This is a genomic window from Puniceibacterium sp. IMCC21224, from assembly GCF_001038505.1.
Taxonomy (GTDB): Bacteria; Pseudomonadota; Alphaproteobacteria; order Rhodobacterales; family Rhodobacteraceae; genus Puniceibacterium.
In genome coordinates, this window is sequence record NZ_LDPY01000001.1 from 664,203 (window position 1) to 683,347 (window position 19,145).

Here is a 19,145-nt window from a genome sequence, read left to right on the forward strand (position 1 = left end):
GTCGCTCTCTTGGCGTTCAAGAGGGAGATAAGGGACGTTGCCATGGTCCCTGACGGTTGACGGCAAGCCCTACGTGCCTCACCGATTTCATGGAGATTTCGTTCGGTTTTCAGATTGATTTATTTTCACTTTTTATCAATACTTGCAGGTGTTTAGCGCAAGAATTATAAAATTCCGAGACTTCATGTCAACGGCGGAGACAAAACCGGCCACGTGGCGGCGCAAAAGTAGGCCAATGGCGGGGCACCAAGCGCCATGGCGCGTGCGCTCTCCAGATAGCCGGCGCGTGCCATGGCGCATTGGCCCGGAGGGCCAGTTCTGCAAGGTGTGATCAGGTGGCGGCTTGGGCCTTTCGGGCGCGGCTTTGGCTGAGGCGATAGCTTTCGCCGTTCATCTCGAGAATGTTGACGTGGTGTGTCAGCCTGTCGAGAAGGGCGCCGGTCAGGCGCTCGGTGCCGAAGGTTTCGGTCCATTCGTCGAAGGGCAGGTTGCTGGTGATCAGCGTGGAGCCGCGCTCATAGCGCTGCGAGATCAGTTCGAACAAGAGCTCGGCGCCGGTCTTGGAGAGCGGCACGAAGCCCAGTTCGTCGATGATGAGCAATTTTACGGCAGCCAGCTGCTTTTGCAGCCGTAGCAGCCGACGTTCGTCGCGGGCTTCCATCAACTCGTTGACCAGCGCGGCGGCGGTGATAAAGCTGACAGGCAGCCCCTTCTGGCAGGCGGCCAGCCCCAGCCCGAGGGCAACATGGGTCTTGCCGGTTCCACTGGGCCCCAAGGCGATGACGTTCTCGCGTCGGTCGATCCATTCGCAGCGGGCGAGTTCCAGCACCTGCATCTTGTTGAGCTTCGGGATCGCCTTGAAGTCGAAGCTGTCCAAGCTCTTGGTTGCCGGGAACTTCGCGGCCTTGATACGCCGCTCGATCATCCGCCGCTCGCGGTCGATCAATTCCAGCTCGACCAGACGCGCCAGGAACTGGACATGATCCAGCCCCTCGGCGGCGCATTGGCGGGCGAGTTTGTCATATTCCCGCAGGAAAGTCGGCAGCTTCAGCGTCTTCAGATGATCCGCAAGCAGGATCTTCGGGGGCACGGTCATGCTGCATCCTCTGACATCAGGGACATATAGCTGGCCGCGGATGTGGTCTCGACGTTCGCCCGCGGCAGGTATGGGTAAACATCGAGATCCAACTTCGGCGGCCGTTTCTCGACGTGGCAGAGGACAAGGTGCTTGACGGCATCAAAGCCGACCGCGCCCAGTTGCAGAGCCTTCTTCACGGCGGCATGCAGATCGTCGATGTCGAAGGTCTCGAGCAGGCGCAGCACCTGCACATATTCCCGGCGTCCGGCTTTGATCATGCGCGCTTCCATCAAGCGGCGCAGGGTCGCGAACTCCGACGGCAGGTCCCATTCTGCCAAGGGAGCCGCCTGGTCGAGAGCGTTGATCTTCTGCTCGATCAGCGGAAGGTAATGCCGCGGATCGAAGACCATGTCCTCGCGGTCGTAGCAGCGCGGATGACGTGCGATGACCTCGCCGCCGCAGCCGATCACGACCACGTCGACATAGCCCCTGATCCAGACGTCACGATGGCCGTAGGCAACCGGGACCGAGTAATCATTGGTTTTGTAGCGCACCAACGCCTGCGAACTGACCCGTCCGGTTGTCTGATCGCAGGCATCGAACGGCGCCACAGGCAGGTCGGACATCGCGGCCAGATCCCGCTCGAGGCGTTGGCCAATCGTCTCGGACTGACCTCGCAAGACATCCGCCTGACGTTTGAGACACTGTGTCTCCAGGTAATCGTTGAACGCGTCCCAGGTCGCGAACCGCGGGATTGGCACCATGAAGTTGCGGCGCGAGTAACCGACCAGGCCTTCCGCATTGCCCTTGTCATTTCCCTTGCCGGGTCGCCCGTAGCGGTCACGGAACAGGTAATGTGACAGGAACCCGCTGAACAGCGTAGCCCTCTGACGTGACCCGTCCGGCAGGATCTTCGCAACCAAACAGCGGTCGTTGTCGTAGAGCACCGACACCGGCACCTTGCCGAAGAACGCGAAGGCGTGGACGTGGCCATCAACCCAGGCTTCGGCAGTGGCCGCCGGATAGGCACGGACATAGCAGGCGTCGCTGTGCGGCAGATCCATGACAAAGAAATGCGCCTTCTGCTCGATGCCGCAGATGACGACCACCGCCTCGCCAAAGTCGGCCTGGGCATGACCGGGCGGATGCGCCAGCGGCACGAACATCTCGCGGCCGCGCCGTTCGCGCTGTCGCATGTAATCCTTCACGATCGTGTAGCCCCCGGTGAAGGCATGCTCGTCGCGGAGCCGCTCGAACACCCGCTTCGCCGTGTGCCGCTGCTTGCGAGGGACCTCCCGATCGCCGTCCAGCCAACCGTCGATGATCCCGGTGAAGGCATCCAGCTTCGGTCGCTTGACCGGCGCCTTCCGCCGATATCCAGGTGGAACCGAAAACGCCATCATCTTGGCTACGCTATCGCGCGAGATGTTGAAATGCCGCGCCGCCTCACGCTGGCTCATGCCCTCAGCACAGGCCAGCCGAACCTTCCGATACAAATCCACAGTGAAAATCCTCCCGCCCTCCCTGTCACCAGAAAGGGTAAAGGTGGACGACTTTTACACCGCCCGCAGCAGGCTCATCCCGCCGCTACCGTGGCCGACTTTCGCACCGCCGTTTTCACTTCATCTACGCTTGGAAGCTCGACAGCTACAATGCGATGAGCAAGGTCTGCTTTCCTTGCGTCTTTCTCACGCTTGTTCAAGCCATCCCAGCTTCTGAGATAATTGGTGGAGATGGTAGCTGTTTCTGGATTGGCGTCTTCGTAACTGTCCGAAAGACACCTATGGGCGAATACATATCTTTGTGGGTGCTTAATAAACCCTGCCCAAGCACGGATGTTTTTGTCTGCTTCAGTCTCTTGATAGCGATCTGGCTCTGAAGCCGCCTGAATGTACTCCCTGAGAACATCAAGGGATATCAGGAATATGGACTTGTCCCGATTTAGTTCCGGTCTCTTTCGAGCGATATTCGCAATGAAGGAGACACAAATTGGCACCAAGATACAGCGACGAGTTCAGACGTGATGCGGTTCGCATTGCAACAAGCAGTGGACTGACGCGACCTCAGATTGCGTCTGATTTAGGGGTTGGTGTTTCGACACTGAACAAGTGGGTTCAACACCATCAGAATGATGACCTGATGTCCGGCCCGCATGAGGATGTGGAGAAGGAGAACGCCCGCCTTCGCAAAGAGAACCGGCTACTCCGCGAGGAGAGGGAAGTGTTAAAGAAGGCGACGATCTTCTTCGCAGGCCAAAAGGCGTGAGGTTTGCCTTTATCGACACCTGGAAGAAGATCTGGCCCATTGAGTTTCTATGCCGCGTTTTGCGGGTAACTTCCCGTGGGTTTCGCGCCTGGAAGATCCGCCCTTGTCTGACGTCAGCGCTTTTGGGACAGATTTGAGGATTTGAACAACGGAGGATTTCTGGTTCATCGTAGCTTTCAAGGAGCGAAGATGAACAAGACATCCGGAACGTCGAAGGACGCAGCTGACAAGCTGGTCAAGAACATCCGCCGCAAGACGCGGCAGACCTATTCTGCAGAGGAGAAGATCCGCATCGTCTTAGCTGGCCTGCGCGGTGAGGAAAGCATTTCGGTGCTATGTCGGCGGGAGGGTATCGCCGAGAGCCTGTATTACAGCTGGTCGAAGGAGTTCCTGGAGGCTGGCAAGCGTCGCTTGTCTGGCGATACGGCGCGCCAAGCCACGTCGCCGGAGGTGAAGGAGCTTCGCTCTGAGTCTTTGGCCCTGAAGGAATGCGTGGCCGATCTCACCCTGGAAAACCGTCTGCTCAAAAAAAGTATGACAGGGGCTGGGGAGGTGGAGGAATGAGATACCCTGCAACCGAGAAGCTTGAGATCATCCGCACCGTTGAAGGTTCGCATCTGCCCACCAAAATGACGCTGGATATGCTGGGCATTCCGCGCACGGCTTTCTACCGCTGGTATGATCGCTACGTCGAGGGCGGGTTCGATGCGCTGGCCGATCGGTCTCCTCGACCAGGGTCGGTCTGGAATCGAATACCCCAAGACCGGCGCGATGACCTGATCGAGTTTGCGTTAGAACATGAGGCGCTGACGACACGTGAACTGGCGGTCAAATACACCGATGAGAACCGGTATTTTATCTCGGAATCATCGGCTTACCGCATTCTTAAAGCAGCTGATCTGATCACGGCGCCGGACTATGTGGTGATCAAGGCCGCGGACGAGTTCACGGACAAGACCACGGCCATCCATCAGCTCTGGCAGACCGACTTCACCTACTTCAAGATCATCGGCTGGGGCTGGTATTACCTGTCCACCATCCTCGACGACTACAGCCGCTACATCATCGCCTGGAAGCTTTGCACAAACATGCGGGCCGAGGACGTGACGGACACGATTGAACTGGCTCTGAGCGCATCGGGCTGTGACCAAGCCGTCGTCCGGCACAAGCCGCGCCTGCTGAGTGACAACGGGGCCTGCTACATCTCTGGCGACCTCGCCAAGTGGTTGGGAAATCAAAAAATGGGCCACGTTCGCGGGGCACCATTCCATCCGCAAACCCAGGGCAAGATTGAGCGCTGGCACCAAACTATGAAGAACCGGGTTCTGCTGGAAAACTACTACCTGCCCGGCGATCTCGAACGCCAGATCGGGGCCTTCGTAGAGTATTACAACAACGCGCGATACCACGAGAGTCTCAACAACGTCACGCCCGCCGACGTCTACTTTGGGCGCGACAAAGCCATCCTCAGAGAAAGGAAGAAGATCAAGATACTGACAATCCGCGAACGCCGCTTGCAACACCAAAAACAAGCCGCATAATCAATCACACAAACGAGCCAGAGCCTCCAATGCTCAAGCCGCTCTGATGTCCCATTTTATATGACGACGGACATCTTGGTGCCAATTTGTGTCTCCTTCATTGCGAATATCGCTCGAAAGAGACCGGAACTAAATCGGGACAAGTCCAAAACGCCGACGAAACCTCAATCTTCCGCCGCTTAACGTGTCAACATGCTTCATGGTTACTGTCATAGCCATTGCCCAAAGAGTCTCCGTTGTGACCCGGAAAGTGTCCCAACAAACCGTCGAAGAGCCTGATAAGCTTGAAAATAAGGGTGATCGGCATGCGATCTGGTGCCCAGGAGAGGACTCGAACCTCCACGGCCTTGCGGCCACTGGCACCTGAAGCCAGCGCGTCTACCATTCCGCCACCTGGGCAGGTGTCGTGAAGCAGGCATCTAAGCTGGGTGCGCTGCACTGTCAACGGGCTTTTTTACGAATTAGGCAATCGCGGCCACGCAGCACTTGTGCGCGCAATTGCAGGTCATTAAGCAGAGAGGGCAGGCTTGGCTGGAGAGAGATCAGATGTTCAAACTCGTCACCATCTACGGCGGCTCCGGTTTTGTCGGACGCTATGTCGCACGGCGCATGGCCAAAGCGGGCTGGCGCGTGCGGGTTGCGGTGCGGCGTCCAAACGAGGCGCTTTTTGTCAGACCTTTTGGCGCAGTCGGACAGGTCGAACCTGTGTTCTGCAATATCCGGGACGATGAATCGGTTCGCGCGGCGATGATTGGCGCCGATGCCGTCGTCAATTGCGTCGGCGTTCTGGTGGGGCGTGGAAAGAACAGCTTTGACGCGGTTCATGTCGATGGTGCCGAACGGATTGCCCGTCTGGCGACCGAGCAAGGTGTGGCGCAGCTGGTTCAGATGTCGGCCATCGGCGCGGATTCCGCAAGCGAGAGCACCTATGCCAGCACCAAAGGCAAGGGGGAGGCCGCGACGCTGGCGGTTTACCCCGATGTGGTTATCCTGCGCCCGTCGATTATCTTCGGGGCTGAGGATGAATTCTTTAATCGCTTCGCCAAGATGACGCGCTTTGGACCGGTTCTGCCGATTGTAGGCGCCGACACGCGGTTTCAGCCGGTCTATGTGGACGATGTGGCCAAGGCGGTTCAGCAGGCGGTCGAGGGGGGTGTTGCCCCAGGCGTTTATGAACTGGGTGGGCCGGATGTCAGTACGTTCCGCGAACTGATGGATCAGATGCTGCGGGTCATTCAGCGCCGCAGACTGGTGATTAACGTGCCGTTCCCCGTGGCGCGAATGAAGGCATATGGTCTAGATATGATTGAAAAAATCTCTCTGGGACTGGTGCGCAATGGGCTGATCACCCGCGATCAGGTCCGCACCTTGCGATATGATAATGTCGTCGCGGACGGAGCAAAAGGGTTTGCCGACTTGGAGATCGCGCCCGTGCCATCTGAGGCGGTGTTGCCGGATTACCTCTGGCCTTACCGGCCTTCAGGTCAGTACGCGGCGATCAAGGATTCGGCGAAGAACCTGCGCGCCCGCTAAAGACGTTTGTGGCGCATCAGAGCCCGGCAACGGTGCGGCGCACCACCTCGACCCGCGCAGCGTTGGGCGGATGGCTGCCCAGGAAACGGTTGCCGGGGTCGGGAATGCGGGCAAAGAACGCGGCCCCGCGCACGGGATCAAACCCGGAGCGAACCGAAATGATGGTTCCCAACTGATCAGCTTCAAGCTCGAATTCCTTGGAATAAGTACGCGCGCCGACAGCAGCGCCGAATTCTTCGGCTGAGCGTACGCTTTCTGCGCTGGCTCCGCTCATCGCGGCAAGGCCGGAAAAGATCACCGCGCCAACTGTAGCATTCTGTTGCGTCCGCGCTAGGTGACCAAGGATGTGATGGGCGGATTCGTGTCCCATGACAAAGGCCAGTTCGTCAGCATTCTGGGCCGACGCGATCAGAGCCAGATTGAACGCGACGATCGGACGGCCATCGCGGGCAACGGTCTGAAATGCGTTCGGTTCCTGTCCGGGGCGATCATCGACCACAATCAGGAAATCGCAATTCATCCGGGGCGCGATACGGCGGCATTCCTGTTCGGCCACGGGTTCGACTGTGTCGACCACCTGAACAAACGTGCGCGCGGCACGTTGCGCGCGCGTGCGTATTTCCGTTTCATCCGATGTTTCGCCCGGAATCGGCAGGGTTGCTACGCTTGGCGGCACGGCGCAGCCCGAGAGGGCAAGACAGAATAGCGGGATAAGCCAGCGCATGTAGGCTCCAATTTGACAGAGGTTCAGAAATAGAGTGCGATGGCCTCTGAGGCCAGTCACATTTTCACAATCCGAGTGATCCCTTTGAATATTCAGCAAATATGGACAATCGACGCGACAGAGGCCGCAGGGGCTGGGCAAGACCCGGCAGGCTGGATATTCTGGGCGCATGTTTAGCATAGAGCATGAATTTGACGCGACCGTCGTCACCCTTGTTGACGAGGGTGAGGTGCCGTTGCAAGAAGATGTGATCGTCAGTTCCTTTGAGGAATGCGTCACGGTCGAACAATACGATCCGCGCACTGACAGAGTAAACAAGATCACGCTGTCGATGACGCAGATGCGCGATCTTGAGGCGGCGATTTCGCTGCCCGAAGGGGTCTATACCCGATCGGGCTAAATCCCCCGACCAATCTGGCTATTCGACCCGGAACACCTTGTCGCGGCTGTGTGCACCGTGTTGCAGGACAAGACGGGTTCGCGCGATGCCCATCGCCTTGGCCAGCAGCTTTTGTACTGCGGTTGTCGCCTTGCCATCCGTCGGTGCGGGGGTGACATAGATCCGCAGCGCGCCGGTGTCGTCCGTGTCGATACGGTTCGCTGCTGCCTTTGGTGTAACGCGCACACGGATCAGCGTATTGCTGTGGGCAAGGTGGGACAGGTCGGGCAGGGACATGCGGACGGCTTAGCACAGGGGCTTTGCATGGTGTTGATGAAATCTGTGACGATTTGCGGTTGAAACCTGACAGTTTGCGTCAGACATATGAACAAATTGCAAGGAGCTGACGATGCCCGTACCCAACCCCGCCGCGCTGGAATTTCTGCTGACCCGCCGGTCACGCCCGGCCAAGACGCTGTCCGGCCCCGCGCCGACCCGCGATGAACTGGTCCCGATCCTGACAGCGGCTGCCCGGACGCCGGACCATGGCAAACTTGAACCATGGCGCTTTGTTGTGCTTGAACGCGGCGCGCTGGATCGCATGGCCGCTGCTGCCACTGCGCGGGCGGCGGAATTAGAGCTGGACCCCCTCCAGGCAGACAAGGGGCGCGCGCAGTTTTCCGACAGCCCGCTGTGCGTCGCCGTGATCGAGGTGCAGCGCGATAACCCCAAGGTGCCCGAAATCGAGCAGACCTATTCCGTCGGCGCCGTCTGTCTGGCGTTGCTGAACGGCGCGCTTGCGGCGGGTTGGGGCGCCAATTGGCTGTCAGGTTGGGTGGCGCATGACCGCGACTTTACCGCCACCACGCTGGGGCTTGAGCCGCACGAACGTGTGGCGGGCTATATCCACATCGGCACCGAAACATCGGCCCCGCCAGACCGTCCGCGCCCGGACCTGGACCTGATCACAACCTGGGCCAGCGAATGATCCTGGCATCTTTTCTGCGATCCCTGGGCCAGATGGGCGACCCGCGCTTTCGCCGGGTGCTGTTTCTGGGGATCGGGCTGGCTGCCGCGCTGCTTGTCGGGTTCTATGCCGGGTTCCTGTGGCTGCTGAACGCGATGGTGGGCGATACGACAACTGTGCTTCTGCTGGGCGAGGTGCGCTGGCTCAACGATCTGCTCAGTTGGGGATCCATCGGGTTGATGCTGATCCTGTCGGTGTTCCTGATGGTGCCGGTTGCCTCGGCCATAACGTCGATGTTCCTCGACGATGTGGCGCAGGCGGTCGAGGACCGTCATTATCCGGGTTTGCCGATCGCGACTCGGGTGCCTTTTGGCGATGCCATGCGCGACACGATCAACTTTCTTGGTGTGCTGATCGGAGCGAACCTGCTGGCGTTGCTGCTGTATGTGTTTCTGGCTCCGGCGGCGTTGTTCATCTTTTGGGGGTTGAACGGCTTTTTACTGGGGCGTGAATATTTCACCCTTGCCGCCATGCGCCGGGTCGGACGGGACGGGGCCAAGGCACTGCGGCGCAAGCATATCGGCACAATCTGGCTGGCCGGCGTGTTGATGGCGATGCCGCTATCCCTGCCGCTGGTCAATCTGGTGATTCCGATCCTTGGCGCGGCGACGTTTACCCATCTGTTCCACGCACTTCGGGCAGAGGGCTCATCCGGTTAAAATAGTCGAGATCGCGGACGGTGAGCATGCCGGAAAAGATCACCCCCGCGATGATTGCCCACAGGACCGCAGTCACGCCCGTGGTGATCCATGCCTTTTTCTTTAGCCCGTGCACCTCGGGCGATCCCGCATGTGTGCCGGGGACAACGCGCCCGACATCCCCCTGGGTTTGCAATCGAATCGGAATCACCACCAGAAAGGTCAGAAACCAAAGGACAGCGAACAGCACGATGGCAGATGTGATGGACATAGAAGGTGTTCCTTGCTCGGTTCATACGATCAAATAGGGCGCGTTCAGACCTGTTCCAGTTCGACCAGGCATCCGTTGAAATCTTTTGGGTGCAAGAACAGCACAGGCTTGCCGTGCGCGCCGATTTTTGGCTCTCCTGATCCCAAAACGCGGGCGCCGGTCGTCACAAGATGATCGCGCGCGGCCAGAATGTCATCGACCTCATAGCAGATATGGTGGATGCCGCCCGACGGATTCTTGTCGAGGAAGCCTTTGATCGGGCTGTCTTCTCCTAGCGGGTAGAGCAGTTCGATTTTGGTGTTGGGCAGTTCGATAAAGATGACGGTAACGCCGTGGTCGGGCTCGTCCTGTGGGGCGCCCACCGTCGCGCCCAATGCGTTTCGATATTGTGCGGCCGCTGCGTCCAGATCCGGTACAGCGATGGCGACATGGTTAAGACGGCCGATCATAGATGTGTCCTCCGCAGAACATGATTTGCCCGGTTATGGCCCCGCAGGACGACAAGGGGCAAGTGTCCGATGTGGATTAACGGTCTGTTAGCGTTGATATCACATCCTCGGTTTACCAGAATCGGAGGGCGCAATGGACGATACGGACCAATTCGGAGTCACGCAAAAACCAACCGCGATTCGACCGCTGCTTGGGCTGACGGTTCTTGTAGTCGAAGACAGCCGGTTCGCCTGCGATGCCATGCGGCTTTTGTGTCTGCGGGGCGGTGCGCGGATTCGGCGTGCCGATTGTCTTAGATCCGCGCGGCGTCACCTACAGGTCTACCGACCATCCGTGGTCATTGTCGACATGGGGCTGCCTGACGGACCCGGGGAAGATCTGATAGCAGAACTCGCTGTCTTGTCGCCGCGTGTTTCGGTTCTGCTGGCGACGAGTGGCGATGAATTCGCCGAAGGCAGGGCCATGGCGGCAGGTGCCGACGGCTTTCTGGCCAAGCCGATTTCCAGTGTCTACGCGTTTCAACATGCGATCATTTCGCAATTGCCTGCGGCGCGCCGCCCGCGTGGTCCCCGCGCCGTTCACGAGGAATCGGTAACGGCCGATCCGATCGCGTTTCGGGACGACATGGTTCATGCTGCGGATGTGCTTGTCGCCGATGCGGATGACTGGACATTGTCCTACGCGGCCCAATTCCTGTACGGGGTCGCCCGCAGTGCGGGAGATGGTCCGCTGGCCTCTGCGGCGCAATCCCTGAGCGAAGCATGCGCTACCGGAGACCATGTCGGATCCACGGTCTCGCGCTTGTCGATGATGGTTCAAGACCGGCTGGCAGAGCGAATGGCGATCTGAGGGGGCCGACACCAGGTCACAACAGCAGCCGCGGATCGGTGCCAAGGTCGAGACCGGGAAAGACCACATTTTCGATCAGGCCGGTGTCCAACCCGTAAAGTGAACGCAGAATCCATCCCGCATGGGCCCGCACATCGCGTGTCGGCATAAGGTCGCGCCGGTCATACAGATCGGCTTCGCTCAGGCCCGGCCAATCGGACACAACCCGCCCGCCGCGCACCGCACCGCCAGCGAGGATCATCAGCCCGCCGGTGCCGTGGTCGGTGCCCTGTGTTCCGTTCAGCCGTGCAGTGCGGCCGAACTCGGTCATCGCCATGACTGTCGTGCGGTTCCAGACCGAATCCCCCAGTCCCTCCTTTAGGTCGAGGATCGTCCGGGCCAGACGGTCCAACGCCTTGCCCAGATTCCTGGCCTGTTGCTCGTGTGTGTCCCAGCCATTGATGGAAAAGGTCGCGATTCGCGAGTCACCGCGCAGCCTGTCTGCGGCAAAGCTGGCAATTCGGGTTTCGGCATTGCCCTTGCGGGCATTTTGCCTGTCTTCTGCGACCATCGACATCATCTGATCAAAGCCGCCCGGCGCGGCCACAGCATCGCCGTCGCTTTCAGCGAGGGCCAGAGCTTGCGTCATGGCTGCGGCGAATGCCGGATCGTCCTGCATCACCCGCCGGGCCAGCCTGACGGCCTGAGGGGTCAGCGCCAGATCCGCTTCGGGCGACCAGCGGGACACTGGCGCCGGGCCATCTATTACGGCCATATTCTCTTGACCGATGGCATAGGCGGTTTCGGAATGCAGACCGGGATAATGCTGTAGCAGACGGTTAAGCCAACCGTCGCGGCTCAGCCCCCCGCTTAGATCGGGTATTCCCGCCTCAAGCAGATCCTGCCCGTCGAAATGGCTGCGCTTGTCGCGATAGGGGGTCGAGACCGCATGAACAAAGCCAAGCTGCCCCTGTCGCCACATCGGCAGTAGGGGGCCAAGCGCCGGATGCAGGGCGAAATATCCGTCCAGATCAATCGGTCCGTCCGCCGTGCCGGGGCGCGGACCACCCCGAAGCGCGGCAAAGGCCGGGTCGCCGTAGGGCTGCACCACATCCAGCCCGTCCATCCCGCCGCGCAGGATGATCACCACCAGCCGGTTGTCCCCCGGTGCGGCAGCAAAACTGACCGGGGTCATCAGCGGGCTGGCCGCAAGCGAGCATCCAACAAGCGCAGAGCGCGACAGGAAACCGCGACGGCTCAGGGTTTTCGACACCATGGCTTTTACATCCTCTGAAACGCGGGCGAGGCAAGGATGATCCCGACCCCGTCTGACCGGCTTTCTGCCGCGCTGGCTGCGAATTGCACGGTCGGAGTCGCCCGTGGACCCAGCGCAGTTTCAACAAAATCGCGCGGATCGGGCAGATCCGGTCGCAGCATCTGCGGCACAGTCACGGCCCATTGCAGCCGCGCGGCCAACCCTTGGGGCGTGATCCAGGCGGCGTCATCTTCATCCAGCCCGTCCGGGCCGTCGGGCAGTTCCCAGGTCTGGCCCATCAGTCCCAAGGGGCGGATCAGCTGCTCCAGCATCCTGCGGCGCGTCCAGTCATCAAACCGATTGGGCGGAACCGCCAGGGCCCGCATTGTTGAGCCGATGAAATCCATCGGCTGTTTCACATTCGACTGATCCGTTTGCATACTGGCTGGATGACGCAGCATTTCCCCGTAAACAGCGCGCAAATCACCACGCGTTTCAACGAATCTCTGCTCCAGCGCCGCCACAAGGTCCGCATCAGGACTGTCTGAGACAAAATGCATCGCCAGCTTTCCCGCAATGTGCCGTGCCGTTGCGGGATGCCGCGCAAGGTCGCGCAACGCGGCCTCGATGTCGTTTCGGATAGTGTCCCCGCCGCCATAGGTCCGACCCAGCACGGTTTCCGCGCCCGGTTCGGCGAAATCCTCGCGAAACTGTATGCCGGTGCGGGGGTGCAGTGTCACGCCGGTGAACAGCTTGGCCAACTCGCGCACATCGGTCTGGGTATAGGGGCCGTTGACGCCCAACGTGTGCAGTTCCATCACCTCGCGGGCGAGGTTTTCATTCAGTCCGCGGGCGGTCTTGCCCTTGGCCGCATGGGGGCTGTTCGGGCCGACCGATCGCCGCTGATCGAGGTAATATACCATCAACGGGTGCATCACCGTCGCGATCAACAGATCTTCGAACAGGCCGCTCATGTGGGGGCGTATTGCCGATTCGATATAGGGGGACGTGCCGGCCCGCCGCACCCCGGTCTTGCCGCTTGCCGTGAAATGGTCGGCCCAAAAAAACGCCAGCCGTTCGCGAAAGGGCTGCGGGCTCCAGGTGCGGCGCATCAGGTGCTGGCCAAACCAACGGACCTGATCGCTGATCGACTGCTGCCTGGTTGCCTCTTGTGCATCGGTGGCGGCCTGCTCTTTGTCGGTGCCGCGCGCGTCGCGGCGGGCCTGGGCCTGCGTGTCAAACGTGAACAGCCGGTGTTGAAACTGCGGGAACGGCTCAATTTCAAAGCGCTGGGCAGCCTTGTCCGGGCCATCCAACGTATCGAGAAGTGCCTCGGGCGATTGCGCAGGTGCCAAGCCGGGCGACAGACCGCAGCCGAACCGTATATCTGCAAGTATGGGATCAAAGCGCACGGGCGCTGGCCTCCTGCCATCACGACCTGACTAATATAGGACAGGCCGGGCGGATTTGCATCTGCTCGGCCTGTCCGGTCGTGTATTCGGCAAAAGGTTGCGGGCCGGTCCTAGTCCTGCGGGATCACGCGCAGCGACAATTCCATCAGCTGATCTGGTGTCGGATCAGAGGGGGCGTTCATCATCAGGTCTTCGGCGCGCTGGTTCATCGGGAACATGATGACTTCGCGGATGTTCGCCTCGTCCGCCAGCAGCATCACGATACGGTCGATGCCCGCAGCACATCCGCCGTGTGGCGGAGCACCGAACCGGAAGGCGTTGACCATACCGCCAAAGCGCTTGCGCACCTCTTCTTCACCGTAACCGGCAATCTCGAACGCCTTGAACATGATCTCGGGACGGTGGTTCCGGATTGCGCCGGACACCAGTTCATAGCCGTTGCAGGCCAGGTCATACTGATAGCCCAGCACGTCCAGCGGGTCACCCAGCAGTGCGTCCATCCCGCCCTGCGGCATGGAGAAGGGGTTGTGTTCAAAGTCAACCTTGCCGCTTTCGGCATCCTTTTCGTAGATCGGGAAATCGACGATCCAGGCAAAGGCAAAGCGGTTTTTGTCTGTCAGCCCCAGCTCTTCACCGATGGCGGTGCGGGCACGACCTGCGACCGCCTCGAATTGCTTGGGCTTGCCACCCAGGAAGAAGGCGGCATCACCGACACCAAGGCCAAGCTGCTGGCGGATCGCTTCGGTCCGCTCGGGGCCGATGTTTTTGGCCAGCGGACCGGCGGCTTCCATCGCGCCAAAAGTTAGATCATTGATTTTCCGAGCTTCATCGATGTCTAGAACGTCGCCCGTTCTCACCAAATTTCCAATCCGGACGAAGGCTGACTGAAACTCAGAACTTCCTTCCTTTTCAGCGACCTCAATGAAACTCTGGAGCTTGGCTTCGTCTAATTGTCGACTTTCGATCCAACCGGATAGAACTTCGTGAACCGGATGAGGGGTACGCTCCCTCCAGAAGATATACCCCATTCCCGGCAAGCCCTCTTTCTGGGCAAAGGCGTTCATGCGGTCACAGAACTTGCGCGACCCGCCTGTCGGCGCCGGAATTGCGCGGATCTGGGTGCCGTCCTGTTCCAGCAGCTTGGCGAAGATTGCAAAGCCGGAGCCTGCGAAATGTTCGCTGACGACCTGCATCTTGATCGGGTTGCGCAGGTCGGGTTTGTCGGTGCCATACCACAGGGCCGCATCGCGATACGAGATTTGCGGCCACTCGTGCGGCGCATCGACGGGGCGGCCGCCGAACTCTTCAAACACGCCCGCGATCACCGGCGAAATGGTGTCGAACACGTCCTGCTGGGTGACAAACGACATTTCCATGTCGAGTTGGTAGAAATCGGTGGGCGAGCGGTCGGCGCGGGGGTCTTCGTCGCGGAAACAGGGCGCGATCTGGAAATATTTGTCAAAACCGCTGACCATGATCAGCTGTTTGAACTGCTGCGGTGCCTGCGGCAGGGCGTAGAATTTGCCCGGATGCAGGCGTGACGGCACCAGAAAATCGCGCGCACCTTCGGGGGACGACGCGGTGATGATCGGCGTCTGGTATTCGCGGAACCCGTTGCCCCACATCCGTTTGCGGATCGACGACACCACGTCGGACCGCATGGTCATGTTTTTCTGCATCACTTCGCGGCGCAGGTCGAGATAGCGATAGCGCAGGCGGGTTTCCTCGGGGTATTCCTGGTCCCCAAAGACGATCAGCGGCAGTTCGTCCGCGGCACCCAGCACTTCGATATCGCGGACGAAGACTTCAACCTCACCGGTGGGCAGCTTGGGGTTGATCAGGCTTGCGTCGCGGGCCTTGACCTCCCCGTCGATACGGACACAGTATTCCGAGCGGACCTTTTCCACGTCTGCAAATGCAGGCGAATCCGGGTCGCACAGCACCTGTGTGATGCCGTAATGGTCGCGCAGGTCGATGAACAGGATGCCGCCGTGATCGCGGATGCGGTGAACCCATCCCGACAGGCGGACATTGGTGCCCACGTCGGTTTTGGTCAGATCGGCGCAGGAATGGCTGCGATAGGCGTGCATGAGTTGACCCCTTGGGATGCGCAAAAGTTAGCCGCCGATACACCCGTCATGGCCGTGAAAGTCAAGGGAACTGCCGGTTTCGCGCCTCATATTGATGGAAAAGTGGTCTTTGTCCGGGCCTGAGCAGCAAGGCGGCGGCGTCAGGTCGGCGCGGTGGCGTGGATGACGCGGCGTCTGGGGGTTGCGCCGACCCCCGCGATGTCTATAACCCACGACAATTTGCACCCCGGAGGTTCCTTCCGAGGGTCGATCATCCCTGCCGAATAGATGAGGTCAGCCATGCCCAAACGTACCGATATCAACTCGATCATGATCATCGGAGCGGGGCCCATCGTGATCGGGCAGGCCTGCGAATTTGACTATTCCGGTGCTCAGGCATGCAAGGCGCTGCGGGAAGAGGGATACCGGGTCATTCTGGTCAATTCGAACCCCGCCACGATCATGACCGATCCGGAACTGGCCGATGCCACATATATCGAGCCGATCACCCCCGAGATTGTCGCTAAGATCATCGAAAAAGAACGCCCCGACGCGCTGCTGCCAACGATGGGCGGACAGACCGGGCTGAACACCTCGCTCGCTCTCGAAGAGATGGGCGTGCTGGCAAAATACGGCGTCGAAATGATCGGTGCCAAGCGTGAGGCCATCGAGATGGCCGAGGATCGCAAGTTGTTCCGCGAGGCGATGGACCGGATCGGACTGGAAAACCCCAAGGCGTCGATCATCACCGCGCCCAAGTTGCCCAACGGCAAGGCTGACCTGAAAGAAGGTGTGCGGCTGGCGCTGGAAACGCTGGAATATGTCGGCCTTCCGGCGATCATCCGCCCGGCCTTTACCCTTGGCGGCACAGGCGGAGGCGTTGCGTATAACCGCGAGGATTACGAACACTACTGCCGCACCGGCATGGATGCCTCGCCGGTGAACCAGATCCTGGTGGATGAGTCGCTGCTGGGCTGGAAGGAATTCGAGATGGAGGTGGTCCGCGACAAGGCGGACAACGCCATCATCGTCTGTGCCATCGAAAACGTCGATCCCATGGGCGTGCACACCGGCGATTCGATCACCGTGGCCCCGGCACTGACCCTGACCGACAAGGAATACCAGATCATGCGCAACGGCTCGATCGCCGTTCTGCGCGAAATTGGCGTCGAGACCGGCGGGTCGAACGTGCAGTGGGCGGTGAACCCCGCCGACGGCCGTATGGTTGTGATCGAGATGAACCCGCGGGTGTCGCGCTCGTCGGCGCTGGCGTCCAAGGCGACGGGGTTTCCTATTGCCAAAATCGCGGCGAAGCTGGCAGTCGGCTACACGCTGGACGAGTTGGACAATGACATTACTCAGGTGACGCCCGCCAGTTTCGAGCCGACAATTGACTATGTCGTGACCAAGATCCCGCGCTTTGCGTTTGAGAAATTCCCCGGTTCCGAACCGCACCTCACCACGGCGATGAAGTCGGTGGGCGAGGCGATGGCGATTGGTCGCACGATCCACGAATCGATGCAAAAGGCGCTGGCGTCGATGGAGACCGGGTTGACCGGTTTTGATGACATCGAGATCCCCGGCGTGGGGGCCCCGTCCGGTGATGGGGCGTCTGCCGCTGTCAAGGTCGCGGTGATCAAGGCGCTGTCCAAGCAGACGCCGGACCGGATCCGCGTGATTGCCCAGGCGATGCGTCATGGGCTGACCGATGACGAAATCCATGGCGTGACAATGTTCGATCCTTGGTTCCTGGCGCGTATCCGCGAAATTATCGAAGCAGAGGCCGGGGTTATTGCGGCGGGGCTGCCGCAGGATGCCGACGGGCTGCGGGCGCTCAAGATGATGGGCTTTTCCGACGCGCGGCTGGCCCTGTTGACAGGCTTGCCTGAACAAGCGGTGCGCAAAGCCCGGCAGGACAAGGGAGTCGTGGCGAGCTTTAAGCGGATCGACACCTGCGCCGCCGAATTCGAAGCGCAGACGCCTTACATGTATTCCACTTATGAAGTGCCGATGATGGGCGAGGCCGAATGCGAAGCGCGCCCCTCGGACCGCAAAAAAGTGGTGATCCTTGGCGGCGGGCCCAACCGTATCGGTCAGGGGATCGAGTTCGATTATTGCTGCTGCCACGCCTGCTTTGCCCTAACCAAGGCAGGATACGAGACCATCATGGTCAACTGCAACCCCGAGACGGTCAGCACCGATTACGACACCTCCGACCGGCTGTACTTTGAACCGCTGACCTTCGAACACGTGATGGAAATCCTGCGGGTCGAGCAGGATAACGGCACCCTGCATGGCGTGATTGTGCAATTTGGCGGACAGACCCCACTGAAGCTGGCTGATGCGTTGGAAGCCGAGGGCATTCCGATCCTTGGCACCACGCCGGACATGATTGACCTGGCCGAAGACCGCGAGCGGTTCCAGGCGCTGGTGAACATGCTGGGCCTGAAGCAGCCGCACAACGGCATCGCCAGCACGGACGCGCAGGCGCTGGCCATTGCCGAAGGCATCGGCTTCCCGTTGGTGATCCGTCCGTCTTATGTTCTGGGTGGCCGCGCGATGGAAATCGTGCGCGACATGGCGCAGCTTGAACGCTACATCCGCGAGGCGGTTGTGGTTTCAGGCGACAGCCCCGTTCTGCTGGACAGCTACCTGTCCGGCGCGGTGGAACTGGATGTGGACGCGCTGTGCGACGGCAAGGACGTGCATGTGGCGGGCATCATGCAGCATATCGAAGAGGCTGGCGTACATTCGGGCGATTCCGCCTGTTCGCTTCCGCCCTATTCGCTACCAGCCGATATCATTGCCGAGATTGTCACCCAGACACGCGCGCTGGCGCTGGCGCTGAACGTGGTTGGCCTGATGAACGTGCAGTTCGCCGTTAAGGGCAAAGACATCTATCTGATCGAAGTGAACCCCCGCGCATCGCGTACCGTACCCTTTGTCGCCAAGGCGACGGATTCGGCCATCGCCGCCATCGCCGCGCGCATCATGGCCGGAGAGCCGCTGTCGAACTTCCCACTTCGCGCGCCCTATCCCGAAAACGCCGATTACGATTCCGTCTTGCCGCTGGCCGATCCGATGACATTGGCCGACCCGAACATGCCGTGGTTCTCGGTCAAAGAGGCGGTGCTGCCGTTTGCCCGCTTCCCCGGCGTCGACACCATTCTGGGTCCGGAAATGCGATCAACCGGCGAAGTCATGGGCTGGGACCGGTCGTTTGCCCGCGCTTTCCTCAAGGCGCAGATGGGGGCGGGGACCATGCTGCCCGAAGGCGGCACAGTCTTTCTGTCGATCCGCGATGACGACAAGACGCCGCAGATGGCGGAATGTGCGCAGATCCTGTCCGACCTCGGCTTTCGCATCCTCGCCACAGGCGGCACAGCGGCCTTTGTCAAGGCACAGGGCATCGCCTGCGACGTGGTGAAAAAGGTCTATGAGGGGCGCCCGAATGTTGTCGACTTGATGAAGGACAGCGGCATCGATTTGGTGATGAACACCACCGAAGGCGCCGCAGCGGTCGAGGATTCACGCGAAATCCGTTCAGTCGCTCTGTATGACAAGATCCCCTATTTCACGACGGCTGCAGGGGCGCATGCCGCAGCTTTGGCGATGAAGTCGCGGACCGAGGGCGAGCTGGTGGTCAAGTCGTTGCAGGGGTAACATAGCCTTCGA

The 19,145-nt window shown here is 60.2% G+C and carries 18 protein-coding genes and 1 tRNA gene; 9 read left to right on the forward strand and 10 right to left on the reverse strand.

From position 1 onward, the window contains the following. Window positions 1-331 precede the first annotated feature (331 nt). Window positions 332-1,096 carry an IS21-like element helper ATPase IstB gene (gene istB, locus IMCC21224_RS03010; RefSeq protein WP_047994087.1) on the reverse strand — a complete coding sequence of 255 codons (765 nt, stop codon included), beginning with the start codon at window positions 1,094-1,096 and terminating at the stop codon, window positions 332-334. After that, on the reverse strand, window positions 1,093-2,538 hold the full coding sequence (gene istA / locus IMCC21224_RS03015) for an IS21 family transposase (protein WP_047996836.1): 1,446 nt from the start codon (window positions 2,536-2,538) through the stop codon (window positions 1,093-1,095). The genes istB and istA overlap by 4 nt, the downstream gene beginning before the upstream one ends. Before the next feature lie 529 nt (window positions 2,539-3,067). Between istA and IMCC21224_RS03020 the strand changes: the two genes are divergently transcribed. The 3 genes from IMCC21224_RS03020 (at window position 3,068) to IMCC21224_RS03030 (ending at window position 4,884) form a co-directional block, all read left to right on the forward strand. After that, window positions 3,068-3,343, forward strand: a complete 276-nt coding sequence (locus IMCC21224_RS03020; RefSeq protein ID WP_047994088.1) for an IS3 family transposase — start codon at window positions 3,068-3,070, stop codon at window positions 3,341-3,343. Continuing rightward, window positions 3,340-3,480, forward strand: a complete 141-nt coding sequence (locus tag IMCC21224_RS27635) for a hypothetical protein (RefSeq protein ID WP_156178091.1) — start codon at window positions 3,340-3,342, stop codon at window positions 3,478-3,480. Before IMCC21224_RS03020 ends, IMCC21224_RS27635 begins: the two co-directional genes overlap by 4 nt. Before the next feature lie 52 nt (window positions 3,481-3,532). Continuing rightward, window positions 3,533-4,884, forward strand: a protein-coding gene (locus tag IMCC21224_RS03030) for an IS3 family transposase (RefSeq protein WP_156178093.1) whose coding sequence is annotated in 2 segments (ribosomal slippage) — window positions 3,533-3,869 and window positions 3,869-4,884 — 1,353 coding nt in all. Because the reading frame shifts where the segments join, the coding sequence is not laid out codon by codon here. A gap of 313 nt (window positions 4,885-5,197) precedes the next feature. Here IMCC21224_RS03030 and IMCC21224_RS03035 read toward each other — a convergent pair. Continuing rightward, a tRNA-Leu gene (locus tag IMCC21224_RS03035) sits at window positions 5,198-5,283 on the reverse strand. A 147-nt stretch (window positions 5,284-5,430) separates the two neighbouring features. On the opposite strand from IMCC21224_RS03035, the gene IMCC21224_RS03040 reads away from it, so the two are divergent. Further along, window positions 5,431-6,417, forward strand: coding sequence for a complex I NDUFA9 subunit family protein (locus IMCC21224_RS03040; protein ID WP_047994091.1), 987 nt, complete (start codon window positions 5,431-5,433; stop codon window positions 6,415-6,417). 16 nt (window positions 6,418-6,433) lie between these two features. On the opposite strand, the gene IMCC21224_RS03045 is transcribed toward IMCC21224_RS03040, so the two are convergent. Then, window positions 6,434-7,141, reverse strand: a complete 708-nt coding sequence (locus IMCC21224_RS03045) for a M48 family metallopeptidase (protein WP_047994092.1) — start codon at window positions 7,139-7,141, stop codon at window positions 6,434-6,436. A 169-nt stretch (window positions 7,142-7,310) separates the two neighbouring features. Between IMCC21224_RS03045 and IMCC21224_RS03050 the strand changes: the two genes are divergently transcribed. After that, a complete protein-coding gene (locus tag IMCC21224_RS03050; protein ID WP_047994093.1) occupies window positions 7,311-7,541 on the forward strand; it encodes a hypothetical protein in 231 nt (76 codons plus the stop codon). An 18-nt stretch (window positions 7,542-7,559) separates the two neighbouring features. Here the strand turns inward: IMCC21224_RS03050 and IMCC21224_RS03055 are convergent, their stop codons facing one another. Continuing rightward, on the reverse strand, window positions 7,560-7,817 hold the full coding sequence (locus tag IMCC21224_RS03055; protein ID WP_047994094.1) for a DUF167 domain-containing protein: 258 nt from the start codon (window positions 7,815-7,817) through the stop codon (window positions 7,560-7,562). A gap of 112 nt (window positions 7,818-7,929) precedes the next feature. On the opposite strand from IMCC21224_RS03055, the gene IMCC21224_RS03060 reads away from it, so the two are divergent. Further along, window positions 7,930-8,508: a nitroreductase family protein gene (locus tag IMCC21224_RS03060; protein WP_047994095.1), complete on the forward strand. Its 579-nt coding sequence runs from the start codon at window positions 7,930-7,932 to the stop codon at window positions 8,506-8,508. Beyond that, entirely contained in the window at window positions 8,505-9,206 is a 702-nt protein-coding gene (locus tag IMCC21224_RS03065; protein ID WP_047994096.1) for an EI24 domain-containing protein, read from the forward strand. The genes IMCC21224_RS03060 and IMCC21224_RS03065 overlap by 4 nt, the downstream gene beginning before the upstream one ends. Here the strand turns inward: IMCC21224_RS03065 and IMCC21224_RS03070 are convergent. Beyond that, window positions 9,160-9,456: a DUF1467 family protein gene (locus tag IMCC21224_RS03070; RefSeq protein ID WP_047994097.1), complete on the reverse strand. Its 297-nt coding sequence runs from the start codon at window positions 9,454-9,456 to the stop codon at window positions 9,160-9,162. The two genes, IMCC21224_RS03065 and IMCC21224_RS03070, sit on opposite strands and share 47 nt — an antisense overlap. A gap of 44 nt (window positions 9,457-9,500) precedes the next feature. Further along, window positions 9,501-9,905, reverse strand: a complete 405-nt coding sequence (mce, locus tag IMCC21224_RS03075) for a methylmalonyl-CoA epimerase (protein WP_047994098.1) — start codon at window positions 9,903-9,905, stop codon at window positions 9,501-9,503. Window positions 9,906-10,038: 133 nt separating this feature from the next. Between mce and IMCC21224_RS03080 the strand changes: the two genes are divergently transcribed. Further along, window positions 10,039-10,755 (forward strand): response regulator, encoded by a 717-nt coding sequence (locus tag IMCC21224_RS03080; RefSeq protein ID WP_047994099.1) that lies wholly within the window; start codon window positions 10,039-10,041, stop codon window positions 10,753-10,755. Between the two features lie 16 nt (window positions 10,756-10,771). Here IMCC21224_RS03080 and IMCC21224_RS03085 read toward each other — a convergent pair whose 3' ends face one another. From IMCC21224_RS03085 to aspS, 3 genes are all read right to left on the reverse strand, one after another. Beyond that, on the reverse strand, window positions 10,772-12,010 hold the full coding sequence (locus IMCC21224_RS03085) for a DUF1501 domain-containing protein (RefSeq protein WP_047994100.1): 1,239 nt from the start codon (window positions 12,008-12,010) through the stop codon (window positions 10,772-10,774). A 5-nt stretch (window positions 12,011-12,015) separates the two neighbouring features. Continuing rightward, the gene (locus tag IMCC21224_RS03090; RefSeq protein WP_047994101.1) at window positions 12,016-13,401 is read right to left on the reverse strand and encodes a DUF1800 family protein; all 1,386 of its coding nucleotides are present in this window, start codon (window positions 13,399-13,401) and stop codon (window positions 12,016-12,018) included. Between the two features lie 110 nt (window positions 13,402-13,511). Continuing rightward, entirely contained in the window at window positions 13,512-15,491 is a 1,980-nt protein-coding gene (gene aspS / locus IMCC21224_RS03095; protein ID WP_047994102.1) for an aspartate--tRNA ligase, read from the reverse strand. A 279-nt stretch (window positions 15,492-15,770) separates the two neighbouring features. On the opposite strand from aspS, the gene carB reads away from it, so the two are divergent. Further along, window positions 15,771-19,133: a carbamoyl-phosphate synthase large subunit gene (carB, locus tag IMCC21224_RS03100; RefSeq protein WP_047994103.1), complete on the forward strand. Its 3,363-nt coding sequence runs from the start codon at window positions 15,771-15,773 to the stop codon at window positions 19,131-19,133. The last annotated feature ends 12 nt before the right edge of the window (window positions 19,134-19,145 follow it).